Raw genomic sequence first — 23,689 nt, 5'->3', positions numbered from 1 at the left:
CGTGGGCGTAGGAAAATTGAGAGGAGCTGCTCCTAGTACGAGAGGACCGGAGTGGACGAACCTCTGGTGTACCGGTTGTGACGCCAGTTGCATCGCCGGGTAGCTAAGTTCGGACGGGATAACCGCTGAAAGCATCTAAGCGGGAAGCCTCCCTCAAGATGAGTTTTCCCATGAAGCCCGTTGAAGACGACGACGTTGATAGGCAAGGTGTGGAAGCACAGTAATGTGTGAAGCTAACTTGTACTAATTGGCTGATTGTCTTGACCATATAACCTGAAGTGCTGTAAGTGCTTAAGGTGAGCGCTTGTAACCATTTAATCTTTACCCACCGGCTTAACTTAAATGTAAGTTAACCGGTACCCAGTTTTCCTGGCGACCATAGCCGTTTGGAACCACCTGATCCATCTCGAACTCAGAAGTGAAACAGACGTACGCCGATGATAGTGTGGGGCTTCCCCATGTGAAAGTAGGTCATCGCCAGGGCTTTATTCCTAAAGCGGCTTTAAGCCGCTTTTTTTTTGGCATTAGTAAGTCAAATGTCATGCTATCTTGTATTTGTGGCCTTATTTTAGAGTAAACATTCTCGTTTAACACAGGCACTGAGCTACTTATGAATGTAGGTTGGGCTAAACGACGTGCAGTCTAACGATTGTCTGTGTTCGGCTACACGATGCTTAGCTTCACCTGTGTCTCTTTATTAGCTGATGGTTTAATGGCAATCGCGTATATATTAGTTTTTGAAAGCCACATGTTTGTTTTTAGGTTTATGATTTAGGTCTATTTCCTCATACTTATCCTTAACAGTAGCTCTCTCTTTAACAGCGATTTAATCCTATAGTTGATTATTTTAGGTATAATTTACAAAAATTTTCTCAAAATTTGATTTTTACTTTAAAATTAAGTAATTAAATGGTAAGTTCATTTAGTTATTGAATAAATTATTAACAAGATAATGGTTTCGATCATTAAATAATGAACTGTATTTATTGGTAAATTACGTCTTTATACTTAATGATTTTGTTGTTTAGTTGATAGCCTAAATTATTAATGATGAAAAGATGTAGTTATTACATATAAATATTATATTATTGGAACTTACTGTAATATGAAACAACCAGTTTATGGGATAGTAGGTTGCATGTCAGTCCGATGTCTTCAAGAATTTATTCATAGTTTATCTTTAAGAGAAGCTAGTCTTAACTCTGAGGATCTAGTATTTTTGCGTTCATTTGAGGAAAAATTTTCTTCGTTGGATTTAGAAAGAGAGCTTTCAGAAAGTGAAATAAATTATCTGGAGACTATTTTTGCAAGGCGCTGGCATAATATTATTGATACCAAGGATGACTATACGCTACTTTCAACCACTAAGCGTGACGAATGGGTATTGTTGGGCATATCTTTAAGCAGTTTAACAAAAAAACCTTTGGCAACCATCTTAATTCCGGGGGTACAAGCAGCTTCACCAGAACTAGATTTAAATTCTATAACAGATTTCACCGATTTATATATTGGTAATGACGACCAAACGCTTTATTCTGTAACTAGCCTTATGCAGAAATTGCAACAGTCAACCCAGGCCTTTACTGCTCATGGAAAATTTGAAGGCGGTAAATTAATAACCGTTAAAGAATTGGCTCGAATTCGTAATAAACAACAAGCTGCATCGGCGCCAGCGGTAAATTCTAATTTTTGGGATAATTTTATCAAGGAGATAATTCCTGCATGGCAGAGTAATTCTATTAAGAGTGAGTTATTGCTTGCGTGGTGCGAAGTAATTTATGCCTTCTTTGATTGTGAAGAAACAAATGATTTCACTAAATTTAAGCTAGCTTTCAAGGATTTTTGTAATTACTTGAACTCGTGTGCAGCGGAAGATATCAATGCTTTTTATAGTATATCTTTTGAATACGAGCAAAAAACCATTTATTTAATCCAAATTCTGCTTGATTGTTTAGAAATGTCTAATGATTTAGCAAAAAAATTATATACCGTACTTGATAAGATTTATACACTCCATTTTCCCTGCGGTCTTAAAGAGAAATTTTCAGAGCGCCCTCTACATACAAAGTACTACTTTGAATTTTACAATTTGCAAGAATTGTTAAATAGTTTATCTATCCATACACAGCCATCGTTTAATGCAAAAGTTGTTTTATTTAAGAATAAATTTCTCAGTCAAAAAAATTTTAATGCTAATTTACTCGAGGAATTAACAGGGCTACTGTCAATGAACTGGCAGGAGGTTATTCATAATGAGGATAACGTATATCTACAAAATGATAAAAATGAGCCAACTATCTGGCATTGTTTAATAAGGCAGTTTGCTCCAGCTTGGAAAGATTCAGGCCAATTACCAGAGCATTTACTGCCAAGCTTATTAAGCCTTATAGAATCGTATTATCATTGGTTAGACTCAGGTAACAAAACTGAATTAAATAGTAATTTAGTTGATTTTATTAATAGTCTTAAAGTAAGCAAACTTGAAGATGTCAATAATCTTTATAGTGTTATCTTTAAGTTAAGAGGTAAGCAATTTTATCTTTTAGAGCTTTTAATAGAGCTATTGCAGGGTTCACAGAGGGCTGCGTCTAAATTTAAAATTGTAGCTCAATGGATCTATGAGATTGATCATTCCTTAGTTGCAAAGCATAATCAATTAGCCTCTGTCTATCAAAATCTTAAAGCTGGACCTTATTATAATATTTCTCAACTAAGGTTATTAATTAATAGCTTATCACTAGACTCAGCTTCTGATTTATTAAAATTGAAAATAGAAAATCTAACGCAAAAAATGTTAAGTTTGGAGCAGATAGATCATGAGCTCATTAAAGAAATTTCGGAACTTTTTGCCTCACGATGGCTAGAAATTATAGATACCTCACTTGATTATACCCGTTTAGTAGAAGGCCCAAATAAATCTTGGATTGCATTAGCGCAATATTTAGAGGGAGCAGGTCTTATTGATTTAACCCCGGCTAGTTATTATAAATTACTCATACCTTCTTTAACGCATGAGGTGGATTTTATAACTAGAGAAAAGCTTACTGTTTATCCATTAACACATTATATTCTTTCAGAACAAGGGGACGAGCTGGTATTCTTGCCAAATTGTGTAAACAATTTTAAGTACCGTAGAACGTTTTACAATTGTAATCATACAATTGTAAAGCCATTTACGGCTGTAGAAAAAGAACGTATAAAACATTCTTTACCACAGTTTGTTCATTACTTTAATGCAGCTGAAGAAGAAAGGCATGATGTGCCAGTGAGTCGAAAGACAGTAATGGAAGTAAAAAAATTAGTAGAAGGTACTTTGTATCCGGAAGGGCTATATTTAGGTAATGATATTACAGCGCCGCAATTACAATGTGCTGAAAATAGCTATAGAGATTTTTTAAAATACTTAAATGGCCTGCCAGAAGAAGAGCGAGTGCGGCTTTTAAATCAGAGTATTTTATTTGAAGGTAGAAAGGTTACATTTTTAGAAGTATTAGAGCAGGTGTTAGATAAAGGTGAATGCCTTGTGGTTAATGCGCAATATTTTTTAAAATTTGTTCTTGATCACGACCCATTTATGCGCTTTCCAGTTGAATGGGAACATAAAGTTAGAGTTGATGCGCTTAGATTGCAATCGGCAAAAAAAGTATATAGCGATTATGATCAAATTAGCTTTGAGGAAGCAATAAAAAGAATTTTAATATTGTGTGTATCCGTTATGACACATACCTTTAAATATCTTCCTTTAACAGGCGTTTCTTTAACGTTATGGGATTGTGCTAACACAATTACTAAAACGGGTAGTGATATAATGCAATTAATAAAAAAAGCAATAATGACAGGGAATTTTTCGCAAGCCCGATTTATTTATGCTTCTTTATTAGAATCAATTATTAAACCTGCTTTTGTTAATGACGGCTACCGTGTTGCATTACTACGCTACCCAGATACCATCGCTTGGTTAGGCAAAATCATTGATGAATCTTTATTTAAACAAGCGACTATCACCTGCTTTGAGCCAGACACGCTACTCACAGTCTTGTGGTCTTACAAAGAAAAAAACAATCGTATCACGCCTCAGATGGAACTTTTTTTAGAAGAAATTATTTTAACACTTCTACAAGAGCAGAATGATTATTTAAAATGGATAAGAATTAATATTAAATTCTCTGAATTTTTGAGAGATATTTCAAAAGAAGAGGGTGAGGAGATTTTAGGGCAATTAAGATTAAAAGTTGAGCCTATTCCGCCAGCTACGTTAGTAAAAATTATCAGTGAATTTTTAATTCATCGGGTAGCATCCCAGATAGCTCGCCCTTCTAAAAGTTTTGTATTATTTAAAGATACCTCTGTAAACAGTAATCTTTATCAAGAAGTAGTCAAACGCCTTCAACAAGAATTAGAAGCATTTCATTTAAGTGAACAAGAGTGGTATCAACTGCCTACTATTTTAGAAAAAATTGCTAAAACTACGTTAGTAAATTATGAAATAAGTATGTTGCCTAAGTATTTTAATAAATTTACAGCAAATATCCCCTTCCTTGAAAATAGCCAAGACAATGACGAATTTTATTTTAGTAGTTCTGCTCTGCCAGCTGCAATGTAATTTTAATGAAATTATCGTAGCGCCTGGATGACACGAGCCCCTGGTTAACTGCTGCTATTAAAGCACAGCCAGGATTATCGCGATGATTACAATTACGAAATTTACATTTTGATGCGAAGTCTCTAAGTTCACGAAAGCCATAAATAGCCTCACTAGAAGAAATATTGCTTAAGCAAAAATCACGTACCCCCGGAGAGTCAATTAAAGCTCCTCCCCCTGGTAGATGATAAAAACGAGAATTACTTGTTGTATGGCAACCTAGCTCAGACAATTCTGAAATTGCTGCAACTTGAATTTTTTCATGCGGTAATATACGTTCTATTAAAGAAGATTTACCCACGCCCGACTGACCTACAAAAACACTAACCTGGCCTTGGAAGGCTTGCTGTAGGGGCAAATAGCTTTGTGAATTTTCTTTTGAGATGAATAAAAGGCCATAGCCTAAAGGCTTGTAGCAATGTATTAACTCCTCTTGTACATCTAAACAGGGTAAATCTATCTTATTTAAGATAATTTGTGCTTTTAGCTGCAAAATTTCAGCCATCACTAAATAGCTATCAAGTAAAGTCCAGCTGATAGCAGGTTTTGGTGCCACCACGATAAAAATTTGGGTAATGTTAGCAGCAATGGGCTTATTTTCCTCACGTTTATCGGTACGGATTAATACCGTTTTACGTGGATAGCAACTGACAACTACACCTTGGCCCAAGCCTGTTGATTGCCAAACAACGTTGTCGCCTGCTACTAATGAATCAATGTTAGGGCGGATTGAACAATGAATGCGATTACCTTGTGTATCTTCGATTTCAGCATGGCGGCTAAATCGAGAAATAACGAGGCCGTCCTCATAATCGGAGGAGTTATTGCCCTGCTGAAAACCTGCTTGTATTTTTTGAATACGAGCAGTTTGTTGTTTATTAAGCCTTCTTTTACTCATGATTAAAAAATAGTCTATAATTGCAAACATTTTCAAAGAATGGTTGCAATTTAAATTTTAGAATTTGTACAGTATGATGCCAAATTACTATAAAGTACAAGTTAAGATAAGCTAATTTAATGTGATAGCAATACATTTGTTAACAAGGTTATGAATGAAAACTTATTTAGTGGGTGGTGCTGTTCGAGATCAATTACTTAATTATGCTGTGAAAGAACGGGATTGGGTAGTTGTAGGCGCTACACCTTCTTTAATGAAAGAGCAAGGTTTTCAGCAAGTTGGCCGCGATTTTCCAGTATTTTTACATCCAATCACGCGTGAAGAGTATGCACTAGCCCGCCAAGAAAAAAAAATCTCACCCGGCTATTATGGGTTTACTTGTAATTTTGATGAGCATGTGACGTTAGAAGAAGATTTAAGTCGCAGAGACTTAACAATCAATGCAATAGCCATGGATGATAAAGGTAATATTATTGACCCCTTTGAAGGTGTAAAAGATATCAAAGCTAAAAAACTGCGACATGTCTCAGAAGCATTTATAGAAGATCCAGTACGTGTTTTACGTGTGGCACGGTTTGCAGCACGTTACCATCATTTAGGGTTTCAATTAGCGGAAGAAACACGTTTATTAATGTATAAAATGGTAAAAAAAGGCGAGCTCGATTATTTAGTACCGGAACGAGTTTGGCAAGAGTGGCAACGTAGCTTGACAGAAAGAAATCCAGAGGTATTTATTAAAATACTGCGTCAATGTGATGCGTTAGCAGTAATCTTACCTGAATTTGACTGCTTATTTGGTGTTCCTAATCCACCAAAATACCATCCTGAAATTGACAGTGGCATTCATACATTAATGGTTCTTCAAGCAGCGGCCCTTGCATCAGAGGATCCAATTGTCCGCTTTGCCGCTCTTTTGCATGATTTAGGTAAAGGATTAAGCCCTATGCATAAATGGCCAAGCCATCATGGTCATGAAGAAAAAGGCGTACAAGTGATTAAGGCGTTATGTCAACGCTTACGTATTCCAACAGAGTATCGAGCATTAGCAATGATGGCCTCACAATACCATTTAATGATTCATCGTTTATCTGAATTGCGTGCTAAAACAATTGTTAAAGTACTTGAGCAAACGGATGCCTTTCGTAGATCGCACCTATTTAGGCAGCTTTTGCTTGTCTGTAAAGCTGACTTACAAGGTCGTGGTAAACTAATAGATTATCCGCAGCAAGAAAAGTGGCTATATATATTAGATGAATGCTTAAAAATATCTGTACAACATATAATTGCTGAGGGGTATCAGGGTTTGGCGATTAAAGAAGAGTTACATAAGCGTCGAGTAGCATGCGTTGAATTAATTATACAATCTTGGAAATAAATAATGAAAAATAATAACAATTTAATTTGGCTCGATTTAGAAATGACAGGCCTTGAGCCTGAAAGAGATAGGATTATTGAGATAGCGACGGTAGTGACCGATCTCCATTTAAATATCTTGGCAGAAGGGCCTGTTATTGCTATTTATCAGTCAGAAGATCTCATAAATAATATGGATGAATGGAATACCAGGCAGCATAATCAATCGGGTTTAGTTAAGCGCGTACTTGAATCAACGATCACTGAGGCACAAGCAGAGCAGCAAACAATTGAATTTTTAAAACAATATATTGATAGAGGCAAGTCGCCAATGTGTGGTAATAGTATTTGTCAAGATAGACGGTTTTTATATAAATATATGCCTGAGTTAGCAGCCTTCTTTCATTACCGTAACTTAGATGTAAGTACGTTGAAAGAATTGGTAAAGCGCTGGCAGCCTAAATTAATTGATGGCGCCACCAAAGAATCAAAGCATTTGGCACTTGATGACATAAAAGATTCAATTGCAGAATTAGTGTATTATCGACAACATTTTATTAATTTACCGAGTAGTAGTCATGACCAATCGTGAACAGTTAGTACTTCCTAATGGTGCAGACAAATTATTATTGCATTCCTGTTGTGCGCCATGTTCAGGGGAAGTGATGGAGGCGTTAATCTTTTCTAAGATTAATTTTTCTATTTTTTTCTATAATCCTAATATTCATCCTGTACAAGAGTATGAAATTAGAAAGCAAGAGAATATTGCTTTTGCTAAAAAGCATGCTATTCCATTTATTGACGCAGACTATGATAAGGATAACTGGTTTACGCGTGTCAAGGGCTTAGAATGGGAGCCTGAGCGAGGCAAACGTTGTAGTGCTTGCTTTGATATGCGTTTTGAGCGAACCGCACTTTATGCCTATGAGCATGGGTTTCCAATCATTAGTAGTTCATTAGGAATTTCCCGCTGGAAAGACATGAATCAAATTAATGAGTCAGGCACAAAAGCTGCGAGTCGTTATCCCGACCTGATATATTGGACTTATAATTGGCGAAAAAATGATGGCGCTGCCAGAATGTATGAAATTGCCAAGCGAGAAAATTTTTACAAACAAGAATATTGTGGTTGTGTGTATTCATTACGTGATACCAATAGTTGGCGTAAAAAAAATGAGCGAGAGCGCGTTAAAATTGGGGTCAATTATTATGGCAAAGAAGAGAGCTAACTAAATGCTTAGGAGCGCCAGTTATGGGTAAACATCATGAACATCATTCCGATCATAACCATCATCATGCCCATAGTCATGGTGCTGTGGCATTTAATCGCGCTTTTCTAATTGCCATTAGTGCTAATGGTATTTTTGTAGTTTTTCAAATCGTTTTCGCTTTTATTGCTAACTCCACCAGCTTACTTGCTGATGCTGTGCATAATCTAGGGGACGTTTTAGGTTTAGTATTTGCTTGGATAGCTAATGGTTTATTGCAAAAATTACCGACAGAAAATACTACCTATGGGATGAAAAAAACATCCATTTTAGCGGCCTTAGCAAATGGCATTATGCTCGTGTTTACCTGTGGTATTATTGCCACAGAAGCTATGTATAAGCTCTTTTCCCCGTCAGAAGTTCACGCTGTTTCAGTGATGATTGTTGCGGCTATTGGTATTTTAATTAATGGTTCAACTGCTGTCTTATTTTTACGTGGCTCAGCAGATTTAAATATCCGTGCGGCTTTTTTGCATTTACTCTATGATGCGTTAATTTCAGTTGGCGTTGTGATTTCAGCCGCTATTTTATATTTAACAAATTGGCTATGGATTGATCCAGTCGTGGGTTTACTCATTGCTTTAATAATTATTAAAGGCACTTGGTCTCTTTTCACGGATAGCTTTAGACTAATTATTGATGGTGTGCCAAGAAATATCTCTTGGCTTGCGGTATTAGAATTATTAAAGGCACAAGAGGGTGTTGAGCAAGTTCATGATCTTCATATCTGGGCCTTAAGTACCCAAGAAAATGCATTATCTGTTCACCTGTATATGCCGCAGAAACCTTTAAGTGATAGCGCACGGCAGCAGTTAATACAACTGCTTAAAGACAAACATAATATTCATCATGCAACAGTTCAAGTAGAGCAAGATTTAGCTTTTTGTGAAGATGCATGTACGTCTAAAGGCTTGCATCAATAGGCTTTTCTATAAAAGTATTTATCCTCTAAATTTAACGTGTTAATACTAATTGTAGCCTGGGTGAAACGCAGTGAAACCCGGGTTCCAGTCCTTTGGGCCTGCACCTAAGCTACGTTAATTTATCCACGCAACAATGTCTGTCCGCAAAACGAGTAATTTTAGTACTTCCTAATTTCCATTGTTATTGCGAACCTTCACCAGAAGGTGCAGCAATCTAGAATGGTAATAGCGCTCGGAAATAGTCATATTATAGTGATTTATCTATTACTATAAAACTGACGGTAATTTAAAAAGATCATGATCATAATTAACTAGTTCGTCCTTATTTTTTTGCGCTAAATTCAAGCCTTCACGATATGCTTGACATGCTTGTGTTTGTTCCCCTAATCGTTCGTACAATTTGCCTATTTCAATATAAGCTTCTGGGCTTGGCGCTAATGTTAAACTGTTTTCGATATAAGTTTTCGCTTTTCCCCACAAATGATTGGCAGCACTAAGACGGCCTAAACACAAATAAAGCGCAGGGGAGTTAGGGTATTTTTTTAATAGCGTTTCTGCAAATTGTAACTGCTTTTCATCAATATAAAATTGACCGTATAGCGTTATTAATTCGTCATGATATTGTCTTCGCAGACAACGTCTTAAAATTGATTCAGCTAATTCATTTTGGTTATTTTGTAATAAATATTGACAATAACACGCCATCAATTCAGGGTCATGTTTTAAAGGTTTAGGTAATTGATTAACTAACTCATCAAGTGCGTTTGTCTGAGAAAATTTTATTAAATCTGACATCGCTTGCAGGTAGGTATATCGTCTTAAACGCTCAAATGTTTCAGCTGTAACAATTTGATTACGTTTTAATTCCGGCAAAAGATTAATAAGTTGCGGCCAATCCCGAACTTCTTTATAAAGATACATGAGCAATTTTAATACGTAGGGATGATGCGGAGTTAGGCTTTGTAAGTGTCTTAAAGTTGCTAAGGCTTGTTCCCATTGTTGATTAGCTAGCTGTAGTTGCGCTTGAGTTAACTCAACGGCCACCTTAGCTTCAGGCATTGATTGTTGCGCTTCACGTAAATATCTATCGCGTAGTTGATAATCACCTAATTCTTGGGCTGCACGTGCAGCAGTTAAGTAATTAAGTAAGGGGGCGTCGGTATCAGGGAGCGCTTTAATTAAATGATTTTTAGCTGATTGCCAATAACCTTCGCTAAACTCGATTAATCCTTGCCGGGTTTTGGCTTGCGCTTTTTGTGCGCGGCGTTTTATTTTCCAATGCTGATATTTTTCAGGGAAATGAGCGAGTCGATTTAACAAAAGTAATAGCAAATGCAATAAGATAAAGCTAAGCAGTAGCCCTATAATAGCTACACCGAGTGTGGTCTCAATTGTCCAATGGTTGATTGCTATTAACAAATAACCTGGATCATGGCTAAGCTGGATACCTAGCCACATTGCTAATAAAAGGACAATAAAAATAGATAAAATACGCACAATCATGATTTATCTCCTGTCGCTGAGGTTGGTGCAGCAGGAATGTGCGGTTTGGTTCTTGAGGCAATGTATTGATTAAGCAAAACTAAGGGCTCATCAACTACAGGCCGTGGATAAACTAATCTTTGCTGCTGTAACTCCTGTAATTGCTTAAGCAGCGCTTGAGTATTAACAGCTTGATTGTCGAAGGTATTTTTGATGGCTGTAATGGCTTGCGTTAAAGCTTGCTTATAAACTTGCGTATTTTTTTGCAAAATAGCCCATTGTGCCTCTTGCAGATTCATACGAATTGTTTCACGCAGGAGCGCTTGATGAAGAGGAGAATACAGGGGTTGTGCATCACCTTCATGTCGACGGACAATCACTAATTTCTTTAAATAACTTAAACTATTGTCTAACTTTCCTTTCCAACCTGAAGAAGTCGTCGTAGGCGTTGGCGTAGTCAACTGATCATTGATTAAATTTTGCTGCAATGGTAATTGTAATACGAGTGCTTGGGCCGCATCTAATTGACTTAATAGGCCCGCTACATCAACCTTAGGTAGGGCATTTAATTTGGTTATTTCCTGAGCGATTGCTTGCCTTACTGGAAATAATTGTTGCTCCGGTACTTCTTGTAAAATCTCATCGGCTTGTTGCAATAAAGCTGTAGTGATTCGCTGATCGTCGCCCCAATGCGCATTTAATTGAACAAGCTCTAAGTAGTAACGCGCTTTAAGAAGTAACCAATCCTGATTCTGAAAAAAACGTTGTTTCAAGGCAGATTGTAAATTGTTATCTAGGCGACTAAGTCTGTTATTTAAGTTAGCTTGTATACCTTTTAGCTTTGTAGCGCTCGTGCTAACCGTTGTCGATGCCTTGTTTAATTGTTTTTTTAAGGCGGTAATTTGATGGTTAAGGTATTTTTGTTGTCGTTTCTGTGCTTCTTTTAAGTGCCAGTTTTGATAAAAAGCAAACGCCGCTAATAAAAGGGAAAGAAATACTAAAATTAATAAGCCAATATGCCACCAATTTTTAACACGAGGTTTTTTGCTATCATCTCTTATTTCTGCGGGCGTGCTGGCTTCAATTAAAGGTTCTTTCGTGGTAGTAGTTGTTTCATTTATTTTTTCCTCATTATTATTCATGAGTAAATCCTTTGTTGAATTGGTCGAGTGTATCTAATATGGTTTCTGGACTACAGCGTATAATTTTCTGCATACCTAATGATGATGCAGCGTCTGCCAAGCGCTGGCTAATGACTAAACAAGGTAAATTTCGTAACCAAGAATGGGCAGATTCACCAAACATCGTAAAAATATTTTGCATCGCTTCATAACTTGTAAACAGTATAATATCCACTGCCTTATTATGCCACCATGCTTGTAATTGCTCGTGATTAATTTGAGGCTTTATACGTTGGTAGACACATAGTTCAATAAGTTCTGCGCCTCGCGCTGCTAACACGCTAGGTATTAATAAACGCCCGCCTTCTCCTTTAAATAAAAGAATGAGCTCTTGTTTAACGTGTTGTAATGAAGGTAAGGCTAATAAATGCTCACTATCAGCCTGAGTAGGGACGTTTGTAACTGTTATTCCATATTGCGCCAGCTGACGTGCTGTACTTTTGCCGACTGCGGTAACTTGAATGTGCAGAGGCCAAAGTAAGTTGTTATGTTTAAAGATGTTAAAAGCGTAAGTAACAGCGTTAGCACTAGTAAAAATTGCCTGTTTAACAGAATCTAAACTTGGTAATAAATTAAACCAATCTGGTTTTGTAGGAGCAATAGCCAAAGCAGGGCAAGCAAGTGCTATACCGCCAGCATGTGTTATTGCATTACTTAAAAGACGCCCTTGCTCAGCAGGTCTTGTGTTTAAGACACGTAAGCCTGTTAAAGATATATTGTTCGTGTAAGTAGTCATGATGTAGCAAGCAATTCGCCAGCGCCTTTCGCTAATAGATTGTCAACAACCTGTTTTGCTAAGTTTAATGCTGTTGATATTGGCCCTTCTTTTTCCTCATAAATGTTAGTTTTACCATCCACAGTTAATACGTTAGCTCGTAAGAGTAAGGTATTTTCTTTTTTCTTGGTACAAAAAACCGCAAGTGGCACATGACAATTGCCCCCTAGTAAGGCATTAACATAACGCTCTGTATGAACACAGGTCGCGGTAAGCGAATCATTTAAGGGAATTAAGATTGTTTTTAATTCTTGGTCATCAGCGCGTGTTTCAATTCCTAATGCACCTTGCCCACATGCAGGTAGCATTAATGAATCATCTAAAACTTCTGTTATGACATGGTTCATATCCATACGAATTAAACCTGCTGCTGCCAAAATGATGCCATCGTATTCTCCTTGATGTAATTTACCTAAACGTGTATTAACATTACCGCGCAAGGATTTAATAATTAAATCTGAACGAAATGCTAACAGTTGCGATTGCCTTCTAAGGCTTGCCGTGCCAATAATACTGCCCGTAGGTAAAGCAGTTAAAGCGCAACCAGTCCGACTAATAAATACATCAAAAGGATTTTCACGCCTACAAATAGCTACTAGCTCTAAACCATTAGGTAATTCAGCCGGAACATCCTTCATCGAGTGAACAGCCAAATCAGCTCGTTTTTCTAATAAAGCTTCTTCCAATTCTTTAACAAATAGGCCTTTTCCCCCTAATGCTTGTAATTTATCCTTATTAAACTTATCTCCAGAGGTAATCATAGGCAATAGCTCAATTGTTATGTCCGGGTAGTAAGATTTAATTAAATTACCAATAAAATTAGCCTGCCAAAGAGCAAGAGGGCTTTTACGTGTTGCAATACGTAACAATCTTTTAGTCATAGATTTTTAAATATTAAGAAAATTGCAGATTATAGCATTTTTAAGGAGTGATGGCTTGAAAGTAGGGAAGGATTAAATCAAATTCTTATTTTATGGGATCACTGTTGAAAATAAATTTAATCTCATTTGAAATATCAGCAGCTTGTGATATTTTTATAGACAGACTGTTAAAGTTAATATGTTGAGTGGTAAATGGCATATTAAATTTACTTTATAAAATTACAGGATGTAATTTAAATGCAGTTTAGAACGCTTTTGCTCAGGAGGAGCTATGCAACATTCTTTAATACCAGCCTGTTATTTTCCTAGTACGGTTTTATTTATTGATGATAGCCGAAATTTTTTACTTAACTTTGTTTTGCAATTAGATGAGTGGCTAGCTTATCGGGTTTTTGATTCCCCTTTCAATGCGCTAGACCACATTCATAAAAAGCATTGTGAACTTGCTACCTTTAGCCAACGTTGCCTTGATAAATTTACTGATTTAAAAAAATACACAACAAGGCAACAAGTTAACACGTTACTCCATTCAGAAATCTATAATCCCCATCGCTTTAGTGAGATTTCTGTCATTGTAGTTGATTATGCGATGTCGGAGATAGATGGTTTAGAGTTTTGTCATAAGATCAGCCATACGCCAATTAAAAAAATTCTTCTTACGAGCAAATCAGACGAGCAAGCAGCAAGGGCTGCGTTTAATGCAGGTTTAATTGATTGCTATATTCCGAAAAAAGATCCAAATGTTGCGGATTTAATTACACACAGCATTAATGAATTACAGCGACAATATTTTCAAGGCATGGCCAAATCAATATTTCATGAGCTATCTTTAACTCCCCCTGCTTGTCTACAAGATAAGAAATTCATAACTTTTTTTAAACAATTATGTGATGAAAAAGGCATTGTAGAATTTTATTTAACTGACAATACAGGTAGTTTTTTACTGTTAGATCAAGATGCTCAAATTAGTTTTTTAATCGTTAAAAGTGATGAGGAGCGTATGGTTTATCTAGAGCTAGCTCGTCGATATGGTGCTAGTAATGAATTAATTAACCAGTTAAGTAAGGGTGAGAAAATTCCAGCGGTTACTCAGCTTGCAGACTCATCAAATCAGGATTGGCTAACAAGCCTGCTGCCAGCAAATCAATTAACTGCTAATAACACCTATTGGTATTCGTATAGTGACGAACTATTACTTGATATTAATAAAGAAGAACTCTTATCTTATCATCATCATCTAGAAGAAATTGATGCAGAAGAGCTACTACTTTTGTCATCATAAAACGGGAGGGCATTGTTGCATGGATAAGCAAAAATGTAGCCTGAGTGCAGATCCGAAGGACTAAGACTGGGCTTTACTTTGTTTCACCTAGGCTAAGTTTGTTTATATGAAATAAATCACAACCGAATTACCGCGGCGTGTCTGCGGTAGCCAGTGAAGTGGCACTGACAGGTATGGATACCGTAGACACGCCACGGTATTTCGACTGGGGTAGGTAAAGTTAGTTGATGCTGTCTTAAAAAAACTTTTAATGAAATTTTGCTTGCTTTTAAAGACAGTATCTACTTGCTAACACACGAGCCTTCTTCGTCTTTGCAAGCGAAGCGAAGCAATCCAGATCAAACAATGAACATGCTTCAGTCTAGATTATTTTACGCAATCATAAATAGCATACGGTTGTTTGGCAACATAAGCCCAGTAACGATCGCCATAAGACCAATGCCAATACTCGGTAGGATAATTAACAAAACCAACTTCCTGTAAGACACTACTCATTAAGTTACGATTTACTTGAGCTGTTTTAGAAATTGCAGAGCATTGGGTTGGAGAATACAATGCGTCGATATCTTCTACCCAATCTTTAGGGTGAATTCCCATATCTAGCGCCTGCCCTTGCTCATTTACTAAGTAAACATCAATGGCTGCCCCTGTTGTATGAGGGGGTATATTGGTACTGCCATCAAGATTAATAACTGGAGAAACAAGTTTCATGGTTTCATTAAAGATTTGCTCATGAGACCAATTAGGATGTTGCCTAGAAACATTGTTATAGCGTGCGTCAAATAACATTTTCTGTAATGTTAAACTACGATAGCCTTCGTACAAGCAAAAATATAAACCTTGAGGCAATAACGTTTGAGCTAATAATAAGCGTTGATAAACTGCTTTCCTCATTTTGGTATAATCTGTGTTATTAGGAATTTCTGGTGAAGGCCCGATTAAAATATCACTGCTGTTTTTGATATCAATCAACTCTTCATGATTTTCTTGAATCGGAATAGCTAATATTTCTGGCGCTGCAATTAAAACAAGGGTGTCTGTACTATTATTCATATTCATCTAAAATGTGCCTACAGTGCTAGCTTAGTATACACTAAAACATGCTAATTTAATTAATTTGCCATGTGATTATAATTAGTGATTTAGTAGCATAGGCCTTGCAATTAGAAAATAAGAGTTTCGTTTAACTGGAAATCATTAATGGTTGTGGTTATTATTTTATAATTGATTATTAAGGATTCACATGCGCGTAGCTCTATTACTTTTATTTGTTTCTATCAATGGGTGCTTTGCTGATCAAGTGAGTGATTTTGATCGTGAACAAATTATAGAACGTATAAAACCAGTTGGGCAGGTAAAAATAGAAGATGCCACACCTGCTACTGAGCAAAAAAAAGTGACTGAACCTACAGCGCAAGTTGCAGCAAAAGAAGAACCAGGGCAAGCAATTTATGAGAGATATTGCTCAAGTTGCCACCAAAATGGTTTAGCTGGCGCACCTAAATTTCGCCAGGCAGCTGACTGGAAGCCACGTATGGCGAAAAAAATAGAAGGCTTAACTGCTTCCGCAATCAAAGGTCTCAATGCTATGCCGCCCAAAGGGACATGTGCTGAATGTAGTGAAGAGGATATTAAAACTGCTATACAATATATGTTACCTAAATCATGACTAGTTATAATTATCGATATTGGCAACTCGTTTTGCTCATAATGAGTTTATGTGTATTGCTGGCTTCTTTATATTTTCAATACATAAAAGATTTGCAGCCTTGTCCCTTATGTTTGATGCAGCGGCTTTGCGTTATTCTTGAAGTAATAGTCTGTTTTATCGCCCTATTTGCTAGTAGAGAACGCATGCAGCGTGGTATGGCTGGGTTACAAATTATTATCGCTCTAGCTGGTTTATATTTTGCTGGCCGCCAGCTTTGGTTACAAGCGCTTCCTCATGATCAAATACCTGCTTGTTTGCCTGGGCTTGAAGTATTATTACAATATTTTCCTTGGCGCGATATCTTTCATGCTTTATTATGGGGCGCTGCCGATTGTGCTGAAGTATCTTGGCAATTTTTAGGGTTATCAATGCCGGCATGGGCTGCTTTGTATTTCATCGGTATGATGAGTGCCGCTGTTTTTATTTACATCAATACAAAAGCGCATAGACCGCTTACCTAACCTGCTAGTAGGGCACATCGTGTAAAAGAGTCCGTTTGAAGCGATCTCATGAACGCTATGAAGTAGTTGTTCTCGATTGATATAGTTTTATTGGTTTTTATTCATGACAAATTTTGCCTGCCAAGTAATTTATAAACACAAATATACCCATGCACGTGTCACCAAAGTAAGTACGGCGCATGGCGATTTTATCACACCGGCTTTTATGCCTGTAGGTACGCGTGCTGGGGTAAATAATATGACGTCAGCAGAGTTAATTGCTGCTGGCAGTCAAATTATTTTAGGAGGCAATACCTACCATATGCTATGCGCTCCTGGCATGGAGATTATAAGGCAGGCAGGAGGTATGCATCCATTTATGGGTTGGCAGGGGCCTATGTTAACCGACAGTGGTGGGTTTCAAGTATTTAGCCTATCTAAGAACAAAGAAATTTGTATCATTGATGAAGAGGGCGCACATTTTAAATTACCAGATACCAATCGCATCATTCATATGACGCCGGAAATGTCGCTAGCCACTCAAAAAATCATTGGGGCAGATATTATCATGGCTTTTGATCAATGCACCCCAGATGATTGTTCGCGTGAAGAGGTAGAGCGTATTATGGTAAGGACGCATCGTTGGCTTAAACAATCAATTCATTACCATCAGGAACATCCTCACTCGATATATGGTTTTCCACAGGCTTTGTTTGGCATAGTGCAAGGTGGCATACATCGAGACTTACGTCGTGAAAGTGCTCAATATATTGTGTCTATGAATCTCGATGGTATTGCCATTGGTGGTGAAACCATCGGTTTTGATATGAAGAAGACGGTAGAAATTATACATTGGATTAGAGAATTTCTACCAACTAATAAACCACGCTACACAATGGGTGTTGGTATGTCACCACAAGACTTATTGGATGTCGTAGCAGAAGGTATCGATATGTTTGATTGTGTTGCACCAACCCGCAATGCTCGACATGGCGCACTTTACTGTGGTGAAATTATTAAAGAAAATAATTGGCTGCGTTTTGCTAGTGAATTTGATAATCACCGCTTACAAATTAAAAAAGCAGTATTTGCTGATGATTTATCGCCTATTATGGCAACCTGTACCTGTTATACATGTAAACATTATTCTCGTGCTGCATTGCATCATTTGTTTAAACAGAAAACAAATCTTTTTACAGCGTTAGCTAGTATTCATAACATTCATGTAATGCATAATGTTTGTGTTAAGATGCGCGATTTAATTGCGACTAATTGTTAGGAGTTTTTAATGGTTATTATTTCTACTTCAAAAGGCGACATTCATATTGAGCTGCATCAGGACACTGCACCGAATACTGTGCAAAATTTTCTTAATTATGTGCGCTCTGGTTTTTACAATGACACCATATTTCATCGAGTTATTCCTGGTTTTATGATTCAAGGTGGTGGTTTGGCCGAAGACATGACGACTAAATCAACGCAATCGCCGATTAACAACGAAGCTAAACATGCCAAACCCAATAAACGGGGTACTATTGCCATGGCAAGGACTTCTGATCCTCACTCAGCGACAGTACAATTTTTTATTAATTTAGTTGATAATAGTTTTCTAAATTTTCAGCGTGAGGATGCGCATGGTTTTGGTTATTGTGTTTTTGGTGAAGTGATTGAAGGCATGGATGTCGTTGATGACATTGCGAAAGTTCAAACTGGAAATCGTTTAGGGCACTCAGATGTTCCTAATGAGCCTATTAAGATTATTGACGTTAAAGAAGCTTAGAAGCATGCGTGTGGCATAAAAAATAATCGGTATTTTTATGCCATACGCCTATCTCTTATTTCAGTTAACCCCACTTCGGAGTTTTTATATTTCACGAAACTAGTGTTTGCTTGTCTTTAGGCCTTTTCTAAACCGATGAAGGGCATGGATGTGTATAGCATGTTTGGCAAAGGCCTTAAAGATAAGCAAACACGGCTAAATATTCCGAATTGGGGTTGCAATTAATTTACACATCAAATAAAGGCTTTATTTGCTGATCAATTAAAAATAATTCTTTTGTTGTTAGAATACTTAACTCAATTGCTGCATTAATGGTTTCTGTAACCCGTACATGTTCATCTGAAAAGGCAGTGATATCACCAACGATTGCTAAGATACAGCCGCTTAAAACAGGAGCTGAATGATTTTTTAATTTTGTATTCATTGAAGTTAAAATGAATAATTGCGCGCATTCCATTTCTGAAGCAATGACACCAGCTAGGCGTAAGCTATTCATATAATGCTCATTATCATTTCTTAATGAATAATTAAATTCACGCGCATATAAAGAACTCTTGGAATGAACAATACCAAAATGTACCTTGCTTTGTTGTATGTTTTTAGTTGCCCGCCCTGCAGCAATTAAATATTCGAGTGACGCAACAGCGGGGTACTCAGGATAAATATAATCCCAGGACGCTTTATCATCTCTAACAGCGCTAGTTGCAATGACAAGATCACCTACTTTAACTTCCTCAGGTTGTAGAGAGCCCGCAGTGCCTACCCTTAATAATCTACGAGCACCTAAATTGATTAGCTCATTGATAATAATATCGGCACTTGGCCCGCCTATACCAGTCGATATGGCGCCAACATCAATATTCCCATGTGAATTGGTTAATGTTCCTAAATATAAGTTATGTTGTCTTGGGTGAGTGCGTACCGTGACATGATTAAATCGCTCACTAAACTGCCTGGCTCTTTCATCTGAACCTGTTAGGAATAGATAGCGCCCTAAGCCGTTGTTACCTTCTAGATCGCTTAGTGTTGCATTAATGTGTCTTGGTTCAAAACTCATACTCATAATAGAATCCTTTCTTAATTTATAAATGCAAATATGATTCATTAAACCCCAGTTTCGTGAAACATAAAGACTCCGAAGTGAGGCTCATTAAATTAGACGTCTTAAGTTATTTTCATAGTGACTTAATTTTCTTAAAAATACTATTGGTTATTCTAATAAATCCAGTCTAGGATAAATGGTGTATAAAATCAGTATAGCGCTGCGGGTTAGTAGGTGTTCATTTTAAGGAAAAAAGTATGAAAAGAAAGCTTTGTACCATCGGCCTTGCTTCATTTATTTTAATCAGTCATTCTGCTGAAACGTCTAATTTGTCAGTCAAGAAGAATGAGCCAGCTGTTTTACAAATCATTAATCACTATTTAGTAACAGCTGGAAAAAATGAACAGATTACAGGTATTGCAGCGTCGGTGTTTGTTCCTAACGATAAAGGTAGCTTACAAGGGAATACTAAAAGCTACTTTGTTGGTAAAATTGGTTGGCCCCCTTATACCGCACCGCTATCTAAAGATAATCTTTTTGAAATAGGCAGCATTACTAAATCCTTTGCAGCAGCAATTATTTTACAGTTAGAGGCTGAAGGTAAATTATCAATTAATGATGCATTGGGCAAATGGCTGCCGCAATATGAAAATTGGAAAGATGTAACCATTAAACAGTTATTAAACATGACGAGCGGTATTCCCAATTACTCAGAGAATGAAAATTTTTACAAAGCGCTTGAGAAGGCTAATTTCAATGTTGATTGGACAAATGAGGAACTTCTAAAGTGGGCTTTTCCTGAGAAGCCTATAAAAGAGCAACAAAAAAATCATTTCCATTATTCGAATTCAAACTATATTTTGATCAGTTTAATCATTGAAAAAGTCACTGGAAAGCCTTTTGCAGACGTATTAAAAGCTCGTATTTTTGAACCTTTCCAATTAAAAAATTCTTTTTATCCAGCTGGCCAAGATGGCGCAGCAATATATAAAAAACTTATGCCACGAATGGCCCATGGTTATTTTTATGATCAAGATAAAAAGAAACGAGTAGATATAACTGGTAATAATCTATCTTGGGCAGGTGCTGCAGGTGCTATTATTTCAGATACCGTGGATGTTGTCCGCTGGGTGCAAATATTATTTCATGGCGAACTTTTTGATAATGCTCATCGTAAAGCTGCTTTGGATGAGTTAACCACAGTAATATCTACAAAAACTGGGCAAGCAATTCCCACAGTAAGTAAAGATGAAACAGATGGCTTCGGATTAGGTGTGGTTTATATGTATGATAAGCAGACAGAAAATCGTTATTGGAGTTATAAAGGTAGTACGCTAGGCTACCGAGTTATGTATCTTTTTAGCCCCTGTAATAATATTGTAGTTACTGTTGCGTTAAATAATAAAGCAGGTGAGGGAGAGCCAAATTCTCCTATGGGTGATGCTATCAAGGCACTTACTTTGGATATTTATAAATCTATTATTCAGGCTTACCCGGCTTATTCTTGTAAGAATTAAGGAATAATTGAAAGAAATTTAAGTTTGTTGGGTCAAAGTGACCCAACACAGTTAATTATTTTAATTATTTTGTATGACAAATTAAATTAACTAATTGTTCGCTATGGTTAGTGAGGTAAGCTTCTGCATGAGCGTCTGCTTCAATTTCTATTCTTTCATTAGGAGAAACGACTAATGTGAGTGAATCGCCCTCAGCAAGAATATGGCCATTAACGATAAACTGTTTCTGCAAAGCATCAATATGAATGGTGCTTTGAGCATTTTTCTCAGTTCTTACTTTGCAAGTTGCAGTGACAGTCCATGGGAAATAGTTTGAAAGTTTTTGTGCTTGGCTAGGAGGTAAATCATATTCTTTTGTTATGCCTTTTGATAATTCAAAATTAGTTGCAAAAGAACTTGTACCAAATAGAGCGCCCGTACAGAGCAAAAGGATTTTTATTTTTTTTACCATTTTTAATACCTTACTTCAATGTAAAATGCTTAATATTAGTCACAGCGGATATTCATTAAGTTATCACTACCATTTGTGATGCCTAATTTCGCACGTGTGTCTAATTCAAATTCAATGTTATCACCAACATTAACTAATACTGTCATCATGCTGCCTTCAGGTAGAATGACACCATTAACTACAACGCGATTCTTTTTAGCTTCAATAACGAGTGGATTTTGTTCGTGTTTTTCTGCTCTTATAGAACATTGTAAAACGCGGCTGCTAAACCAATTACCATCAAAAACTTGTTCTTGATGTGGTGGTAAATCATAGCCTTTTAGCATGGTATTTGAAGTACGCTCTTGCGCTTGAGCGAAAGAGCTACCTGCGAAAAGAACGGTAGCTGAGCACAATAAAGCAGCACTTATTCTTTTTATTTTCATTTTTATTCCTTATTTTCAGCTAGTTTATATAATACAAAAGCGGTGTTATTTATCCTCAAAAAACGTCACAAATTTAAAGCACTGTGCCTCTATTGTCAAACAAATTAAGTCAAATTTTATTTTATTGGGCTTGTTTTTTAACAAGCTTATTTACCTTAAATAATAATTAATGTGCCTAGTAAAAATATAAAAATCTTAAATTCAATAACTTATAATTTTATGGTGCTAAATTTAAATTTAGATTTCCATTTACAAGCGTTTCATTTGCCTATCTTTATTAATTATGTCAAAAATAAAACACAAAAATTGTCACATAGATTTTGTTTTTTTAAGTCATCCGCATGTTTATATTATGTTCTTTTTTATTAAACATCTCAGTTGATTTTAATTTGTCTCAAAATACAAAACCTAATTTGTCTAAAATGTATTGACATAATTTTCTGATATGTTAACTTTGTACTTAAGTCAGGTTTAAGAAAATTTTGTCAAACACATTTTGACAACTGGCGAACCTAGTTAGCTAGGGAGTTATTGCCTAAACCATAGGTTTACTTTTAATAAAAAGAAGAGAGGTTTGAAATGAACAAAATTAAAACAATATGTCTTCCTGCGATTTTAGCTGCTGGTTTAACTGCAAATGCTTTTGCTGCAGCACCTTGTGATGGCTTTGAAATTAAAATTAAGAATAATTTGCCAGATAACTTATTAGTTACTCAAGTAAGACTAAGTGGTGCTGAAATTCAACCAAATGGTATTCAACAAATCGAAGGTAAATCAGAACAAGTCTTTACCGTTAATAAAAGCGCTGAAAAAGGCCTAATGAGCGGAGAATTTGTTTTCCATACGGTAAGTTTGCCTAGTAAAGAAGTTAAGGTGCAATTTGATCTAAAAAATGAAACGTTGATTTGTAAACATGATGACAAAACACCTGCTGGTGATTATCCAGTAGATAAAACTCGCTTACCTAATCAAGTGGCTTACACTATTGGTAAATAAGATTAATGTTATGAAAAGTAGAAAGCAGTCTTTAAGACTGCTTTCTACTAATTTAATTAAAATTGTAACTGATTTAATGAGTCATCTGTGTTTGACAAGTCATGTTCTAAATCCTTCACCTGCCCAAAAAAAGTACCAGATATATCTTTTAGAGAAAGTTTAATTGGCGTATATTCAATTGCCTGTTGAGCTTCTACGTTCTTTATAAATCCCTGGTATTGAGTTGCTAAGTTAAATAGCGTTCGATTAACGGTGGCAAGAGCTTCCGGACTTAGCAGGCCATTTTTTTTAAATTCTACTAGATCATCTCGAACTTCTCTTACAGTGGTAATTAAGTACTGCCGAGCTTGCGCTTGATCTTCATAAGAGGGGATTTGGTTGATTAGCGTTGTAACTACATACAGCGCATTATTACAGTATTGTTTAATTAATTCTGCTAATAAGTCATTTGTTTGAGCTAATAAGCTAGGGCTAGTGATAAGAGTAGCTTCTGTTTCGGCTATCAAATTTTTGATTCTTTTATAAAATTTAACTACCTCTTTATTCCAGGTTTCATTAAATGTATCTTGGACATCAGAAAATTTCATAAACATACCCTTTACTTTACGATGGAGATAAAAGTGATGGCATTTTAAACTAGAA

General features: G+C 36.4%; 22 protein-coding genes and 2 rRNA genes (1 of these 24 only partly in view). 14 read left to right on the top strand and 10 right to left on the bottom strand.

Annotated features, from left to right (window positions below):
- From DYE47_RS12240 to DYE47_RS12230, 3 genes are all read left to right on the top strand, one after another.
- Nucleotides 1-268: ribosomal RNA gene (locus DYE47_RS12240) — 23S ribosomal RNA — on the top strand; it begins 2,629 nt to the left of the window's first position.
- A 100-nt stretch (nt 269-368) separates the two neighbouring features.
- Nucleotides 369-483: ribosomal RNA gene (gene rrf / locus DYE47_RS12235) — 5S ribosomal RNA — on the top strand.
- 655 nt (nt 484-1,138) lie between these two features.
- Complete coding sequence (locus tag DYE47_RS12230; RefSeq protein WP_147285932.1) at nt 1,139-4,603, top strand: hypothetical protein; 3,465 nt, start codon at nt 1,139-1,141, stop codon at nt 4,601-4,603.
- Here DYE47_RS12230 and rsgA read toward each other — a convergent pair.
- Nucleotides 4,572-5,540, bottom strand: a complete 969-nt coding sequence (rsgA, locus tag DYE47_RS12225; RefSeq protein ID WP_115304087.1) for a ribosome small subunit-dependent GTPase A — start codon at nt 5,538-5,540, stop codon at nt 4,572-4,574. The genes DYE47_RS12230 and rsgA overlap by 32 nt on opposite strands.
- 154 nt (nt 5,541-5,694) lie before the next feature.
- Here rsgA and DYE47_RS12220 point away from each other — a divergent pair, with 154 nt between their 5' ends.
- From DYE47_RS12220 to DYE47_RS12205, 4 genes are read left to right on the top strand one after another with little or no spacing between them, the layout of a single operon-like run.
- Complete coding sequence (locus DYE47_RS12220) at nt 5,695-6,915, top strand: multifunctional CCA addition/repair protein (RefSeq protein ID WP_115303547.1); 1,221 nt, start codon at nt 5,695-5,697, stop codon at nt 6,913-6,915.
- Nucleotides 6,916-6,918: 3 nt separating this feature from the next.
- Nucleotides 6,919-7,485, top strand: a complete 567-nt coding sequence (gene orn / locus DYE47_RS12215; protein ID WP_115303546.1) for an oligoribonuclease — start codon at nt 6,919-6,921, stop codon at nt 7,483-7,485.
- A complete protein-coding gene (locus tag DYE47_RS12210) occupies nt 7,472-8,122 on the top strand; it encodes an epoxyqueuosine reductase QueH (protein WP_115303545.1) in 651 nt (216 codons plus the stop codon). Before orn ends, DYE47_RS12210 begins: the two co-directional genes overlap by 14 nt.
- Before the next feature lie 23 nt (nt 8,123-8,145).
- Nucleotides 8,146-9,084 carry a cation diffusion facilitator family transporter gene (locus DYE47_RS12205; RefSeq protein WP_115303544.1) on the top strand — a complete coding sequence of 313 codons (939 nt, stop codon included), beginning with the start codon at nt 8,146-8,148 and terminating at the stop codon, nt 9,082-9,084.
- 267 nt (nt 9,085-9,351) lie between these two features.
- Here DYE47_RS12205 and DYE47_RS12200 read toward each other — a convergent pair whose 3' ends face one another.
- Genes DYE47_RS12200 through hemC form a run of 4 tightly spaced genes read right to left on the bottom strand, consistent with a single transcriptional unit; the run spans nt 9,352 to nt 13,403 of the window.
- Nucleotides 9,352-10,584 (bottom strand): heme biosynthesis HemY N-terminal domain-containing protein, encoded by a 1,233-nt coding sequence (locus tag DYE47_RS12200; protein WP_115304086.1) that lies wholly within the window; start codon nt 10,582-10,584, stop codon nt 9,352-9,354.
- Nucleotides 10,584-11,708, bottom strand: coding sequence for a uroporphyrinogen-III C-methyltransferase (locus tag DYE47_RS12195; RefSeq protein WP_115303543.1), 1,125 nt, complete (start codon nt 11,706-11,708; stop codon nt 10,584-10,586). Before DYE47_RS12195 ends, DYE47_RS12200 begins: the two co-directional genes overlap by 1 nt.
- The gene (locus tag DYE47_RS12190; RefSeq protein WP_115303542.1) at nt 11,701-12,483 is read right to left on the bottom strand and encodes a uroporphyrinogen-III synthase; all 783 of its coding nucleotides are present in this window, start codon (nt 12,481-12,483) and stop codon (nt 11,701-11,703) included. The genes DYE47_RS12195 and DYE47_RS12190 overlap by 8 nt, the downstream gene beginning before the upstream one ends.
- Nucleotides 12,480-13,403 carry a hydroxymethylbilane synthase gene (hemC, locus tag DYE47_RS12185; protein WP_115303541.1) on the bottom strand — a complete coding sequence of 308 codons (924 nt, stop codon included), beginning with the start codon at nt 13,401-13,403 and terminating at the stop codon, nt 12,480-12,482. Before hemC ends, DYE47_RS12190 begins: the two co-directional genes overlap by 4 nt.
- A gap of 271 nt (nt 13,404-13,674) precedes the next feature.
- On the opposite strand from hemC, the gene DYE47_RS12180 reads away from it, so the two are divergent.
- A complete protein-coding gene (locus DYE47_RS12180; protein ID WP_115303540.1) occupies nt 13,675-14,685 on the top strand; it encodes a response regulator in 1,011 nt (336 codons plus the stop codon).
- Nucleotides 14,686-15,051: 366 nt separating this feature from the next.
- Here the strand turns inward: DYE47_RS12180 and DYE47_RS12175 are convergent, their stop codons facing one another.
- Nucleotides 15,052-15,744, bottom strand: a complete 693-nt coding sequence (locus DYE47_RS12175) for a M15 family metallopeptidase (protein WP_242604189.1) — start codon at nt 15,742-15,744, stop codon at nt 15,052-15,054.
- A 178-nt stretch (nt 15,745-15,922) separates the two neighbouring features.
- Between DYE47_RS12175 and DYE47_RS12170 the strand changes: the two genes are divergently transcribed.
- From DYE47_RS12170 to DYE47_RS12155, 4 genes are all read left to right on the top strand, one after another.
- Nucleotides 15,923-16,354, top strand: coding sequence for a c-type cytochrome (locus DYE47_RS12170; RefSeq protein WP_174224121.1), 432 nt, complete (start codon nt 15,923-15,925; stop codon nt 16,352-16,354).
- Nucleotides 16,351-16,857, top strand: coding sequence for a disulfide bond formation protein B (locus DYE47_RS12165; RefSeq protein ID WP_115303538.1), 507 nt, complete (start codon nt 16,351-16,353; stop codon nt 16,855-16,857). Before DYE47_RS12170 ends, DYE47_RS12165 begins: the two co-directional genes overlap by 4 nt.
- A 103-nt stretch (nt 16,858-16,960) precedes the next feature.
- Complete coding sequence (gene tgt / locus DYE47_RS12160; RefSeq protein ID WP_115303537.1) at nt 16,961-18,115, top strand: tRNA guanosine(34) transglycosylase Tgt; 1,155 nt, start codon at nt 16,961-16,963, stop codon at nt 18,113-18,115.
- Between the two features lie 9 nt (nt 18,116-18,124).
- Nucleotides 18,125-18,616 (top strand): peptidylprolyl isomerase, encoded by a 492-nt coding sequence (locus tag DYE47_RS12155; RefSeq protein WP_115303536.1) that lies wholly within the window; start codon nt 18,125-18,127, stop codon nt 18,614-18,616.
- A gap of 226 nt (nt 18,617-18,842) precedes the next feature.
- Here the strand turns inward: DYE47_RS12155 and DYE47_RS12150 are convergent, their stop codons facing one another.
- On the bottom strand, nt 18,843-19,679 hold the full coding sequence (locus DYE47_RS12150; protein ID WP_115303535.1) for a nucleoside phosphorylase: 837 nt from the start codon (nt 19,677-19,679) through the stop codon (nt 18,843-18,845).
- A gap of 236 nt (nt 19,680-19,915) precedes the next feature.
- On the opposite strand from DYE47_RS12150, the gene DYE47_RS12145 reads away from it, so the two are divergent.
- Nucleotides 19,916-21,175, top strand: coding sequence for a serine hydrolase domain-containing protein (locus DYE47_RS12145; RefSeq protein WP_115303534.1), 1,260 nt, complete (start codon nt 19,916-19,918; stop codon nt 21,173-21,175).
- A 64-nt stretch (nt 21,176-21,239) separates the two neighbouring features.
- Here the strand turns inward: DYE47_RS12145 and DYE47_RS12140 are convergent, their stop codons facing one another.
- Together DYE47_RS12140 and DYE47_RS12135 are read right to left on the bottom strand one after the other, a co-directional pair.
- On the bottom strand, nt 21,240-21,626 hold the full coding sequence (locus DYE47_RS12140) for a hypothetical protein (RefSeq protein WP_115303533.1): 387 nt from the start codon (nt 21,624-21,626) through the stop codon (nt 21,240-21,242).
- A 35-nt stretch (nt 21,627-21,661) separates the two neighbouring features.
- A complete protein-coding gene (locus DYE47_RS12135) occupies nt 21,662-22,051 on the bottom strand; it encodes a hypothetical protein (RefSeq protein WP_115303532.1) in 390 nt (129 codons plus the stop codon).
- 579 nt (nt 22,052-22,630) lie between these two features.
- On the opposite strand from DYE47_RS12135, the gene DYE47_RS12130 reads away from it, so the two are divergent.
- Nucleotides 22,631-23,047 (top strand): hypothetical protein, encoded by a 417-nt coding sequence (locus DYE47_RS12130; RefSeq protein ID WP_115303531.1) that lies wholly within the window; start codon nt 22,631-22,633, stop codon nt 23,045-23,047.
- A 56-nt stretch (nt 23,048-23,103) separates the two neighbouring features.
- Here DYE47_RS12130 and DYE47_RS12125 read toward each other — a convergent pair whose 3' ends face one another.
- Nucleotides 23,104-23,634 carry a hypothetical protein gene (locus DYE47_RS12125; RefSeq protein ID WP_115303530.1) on the bottom strand — a complete coding sequence of 177 codons (531 nt, stop codon included), beginning with the start codon at nt 23,632-23,634 and terminating at the stop codon, nt 23,104-23,106.
- Nucleotides 23,635-23,689 lie beyond the last annotated feature (55 nt).

This window comes from Legionella beliardensis (assembly GCF_900452395.1).
Taxonomy (GTDB): domain Bacteria; phylum Pseudomonadota; class Gammaproteobacteria; order Legionellales; family Legionellaceae; genus Legionella_C; species Legionella_C beliardensis.
The sequence above is the reverse complement of the archived record's forward strand: the minus strand, read 5'-3'. Positions and strand labels throughout refer to the sequence as shown.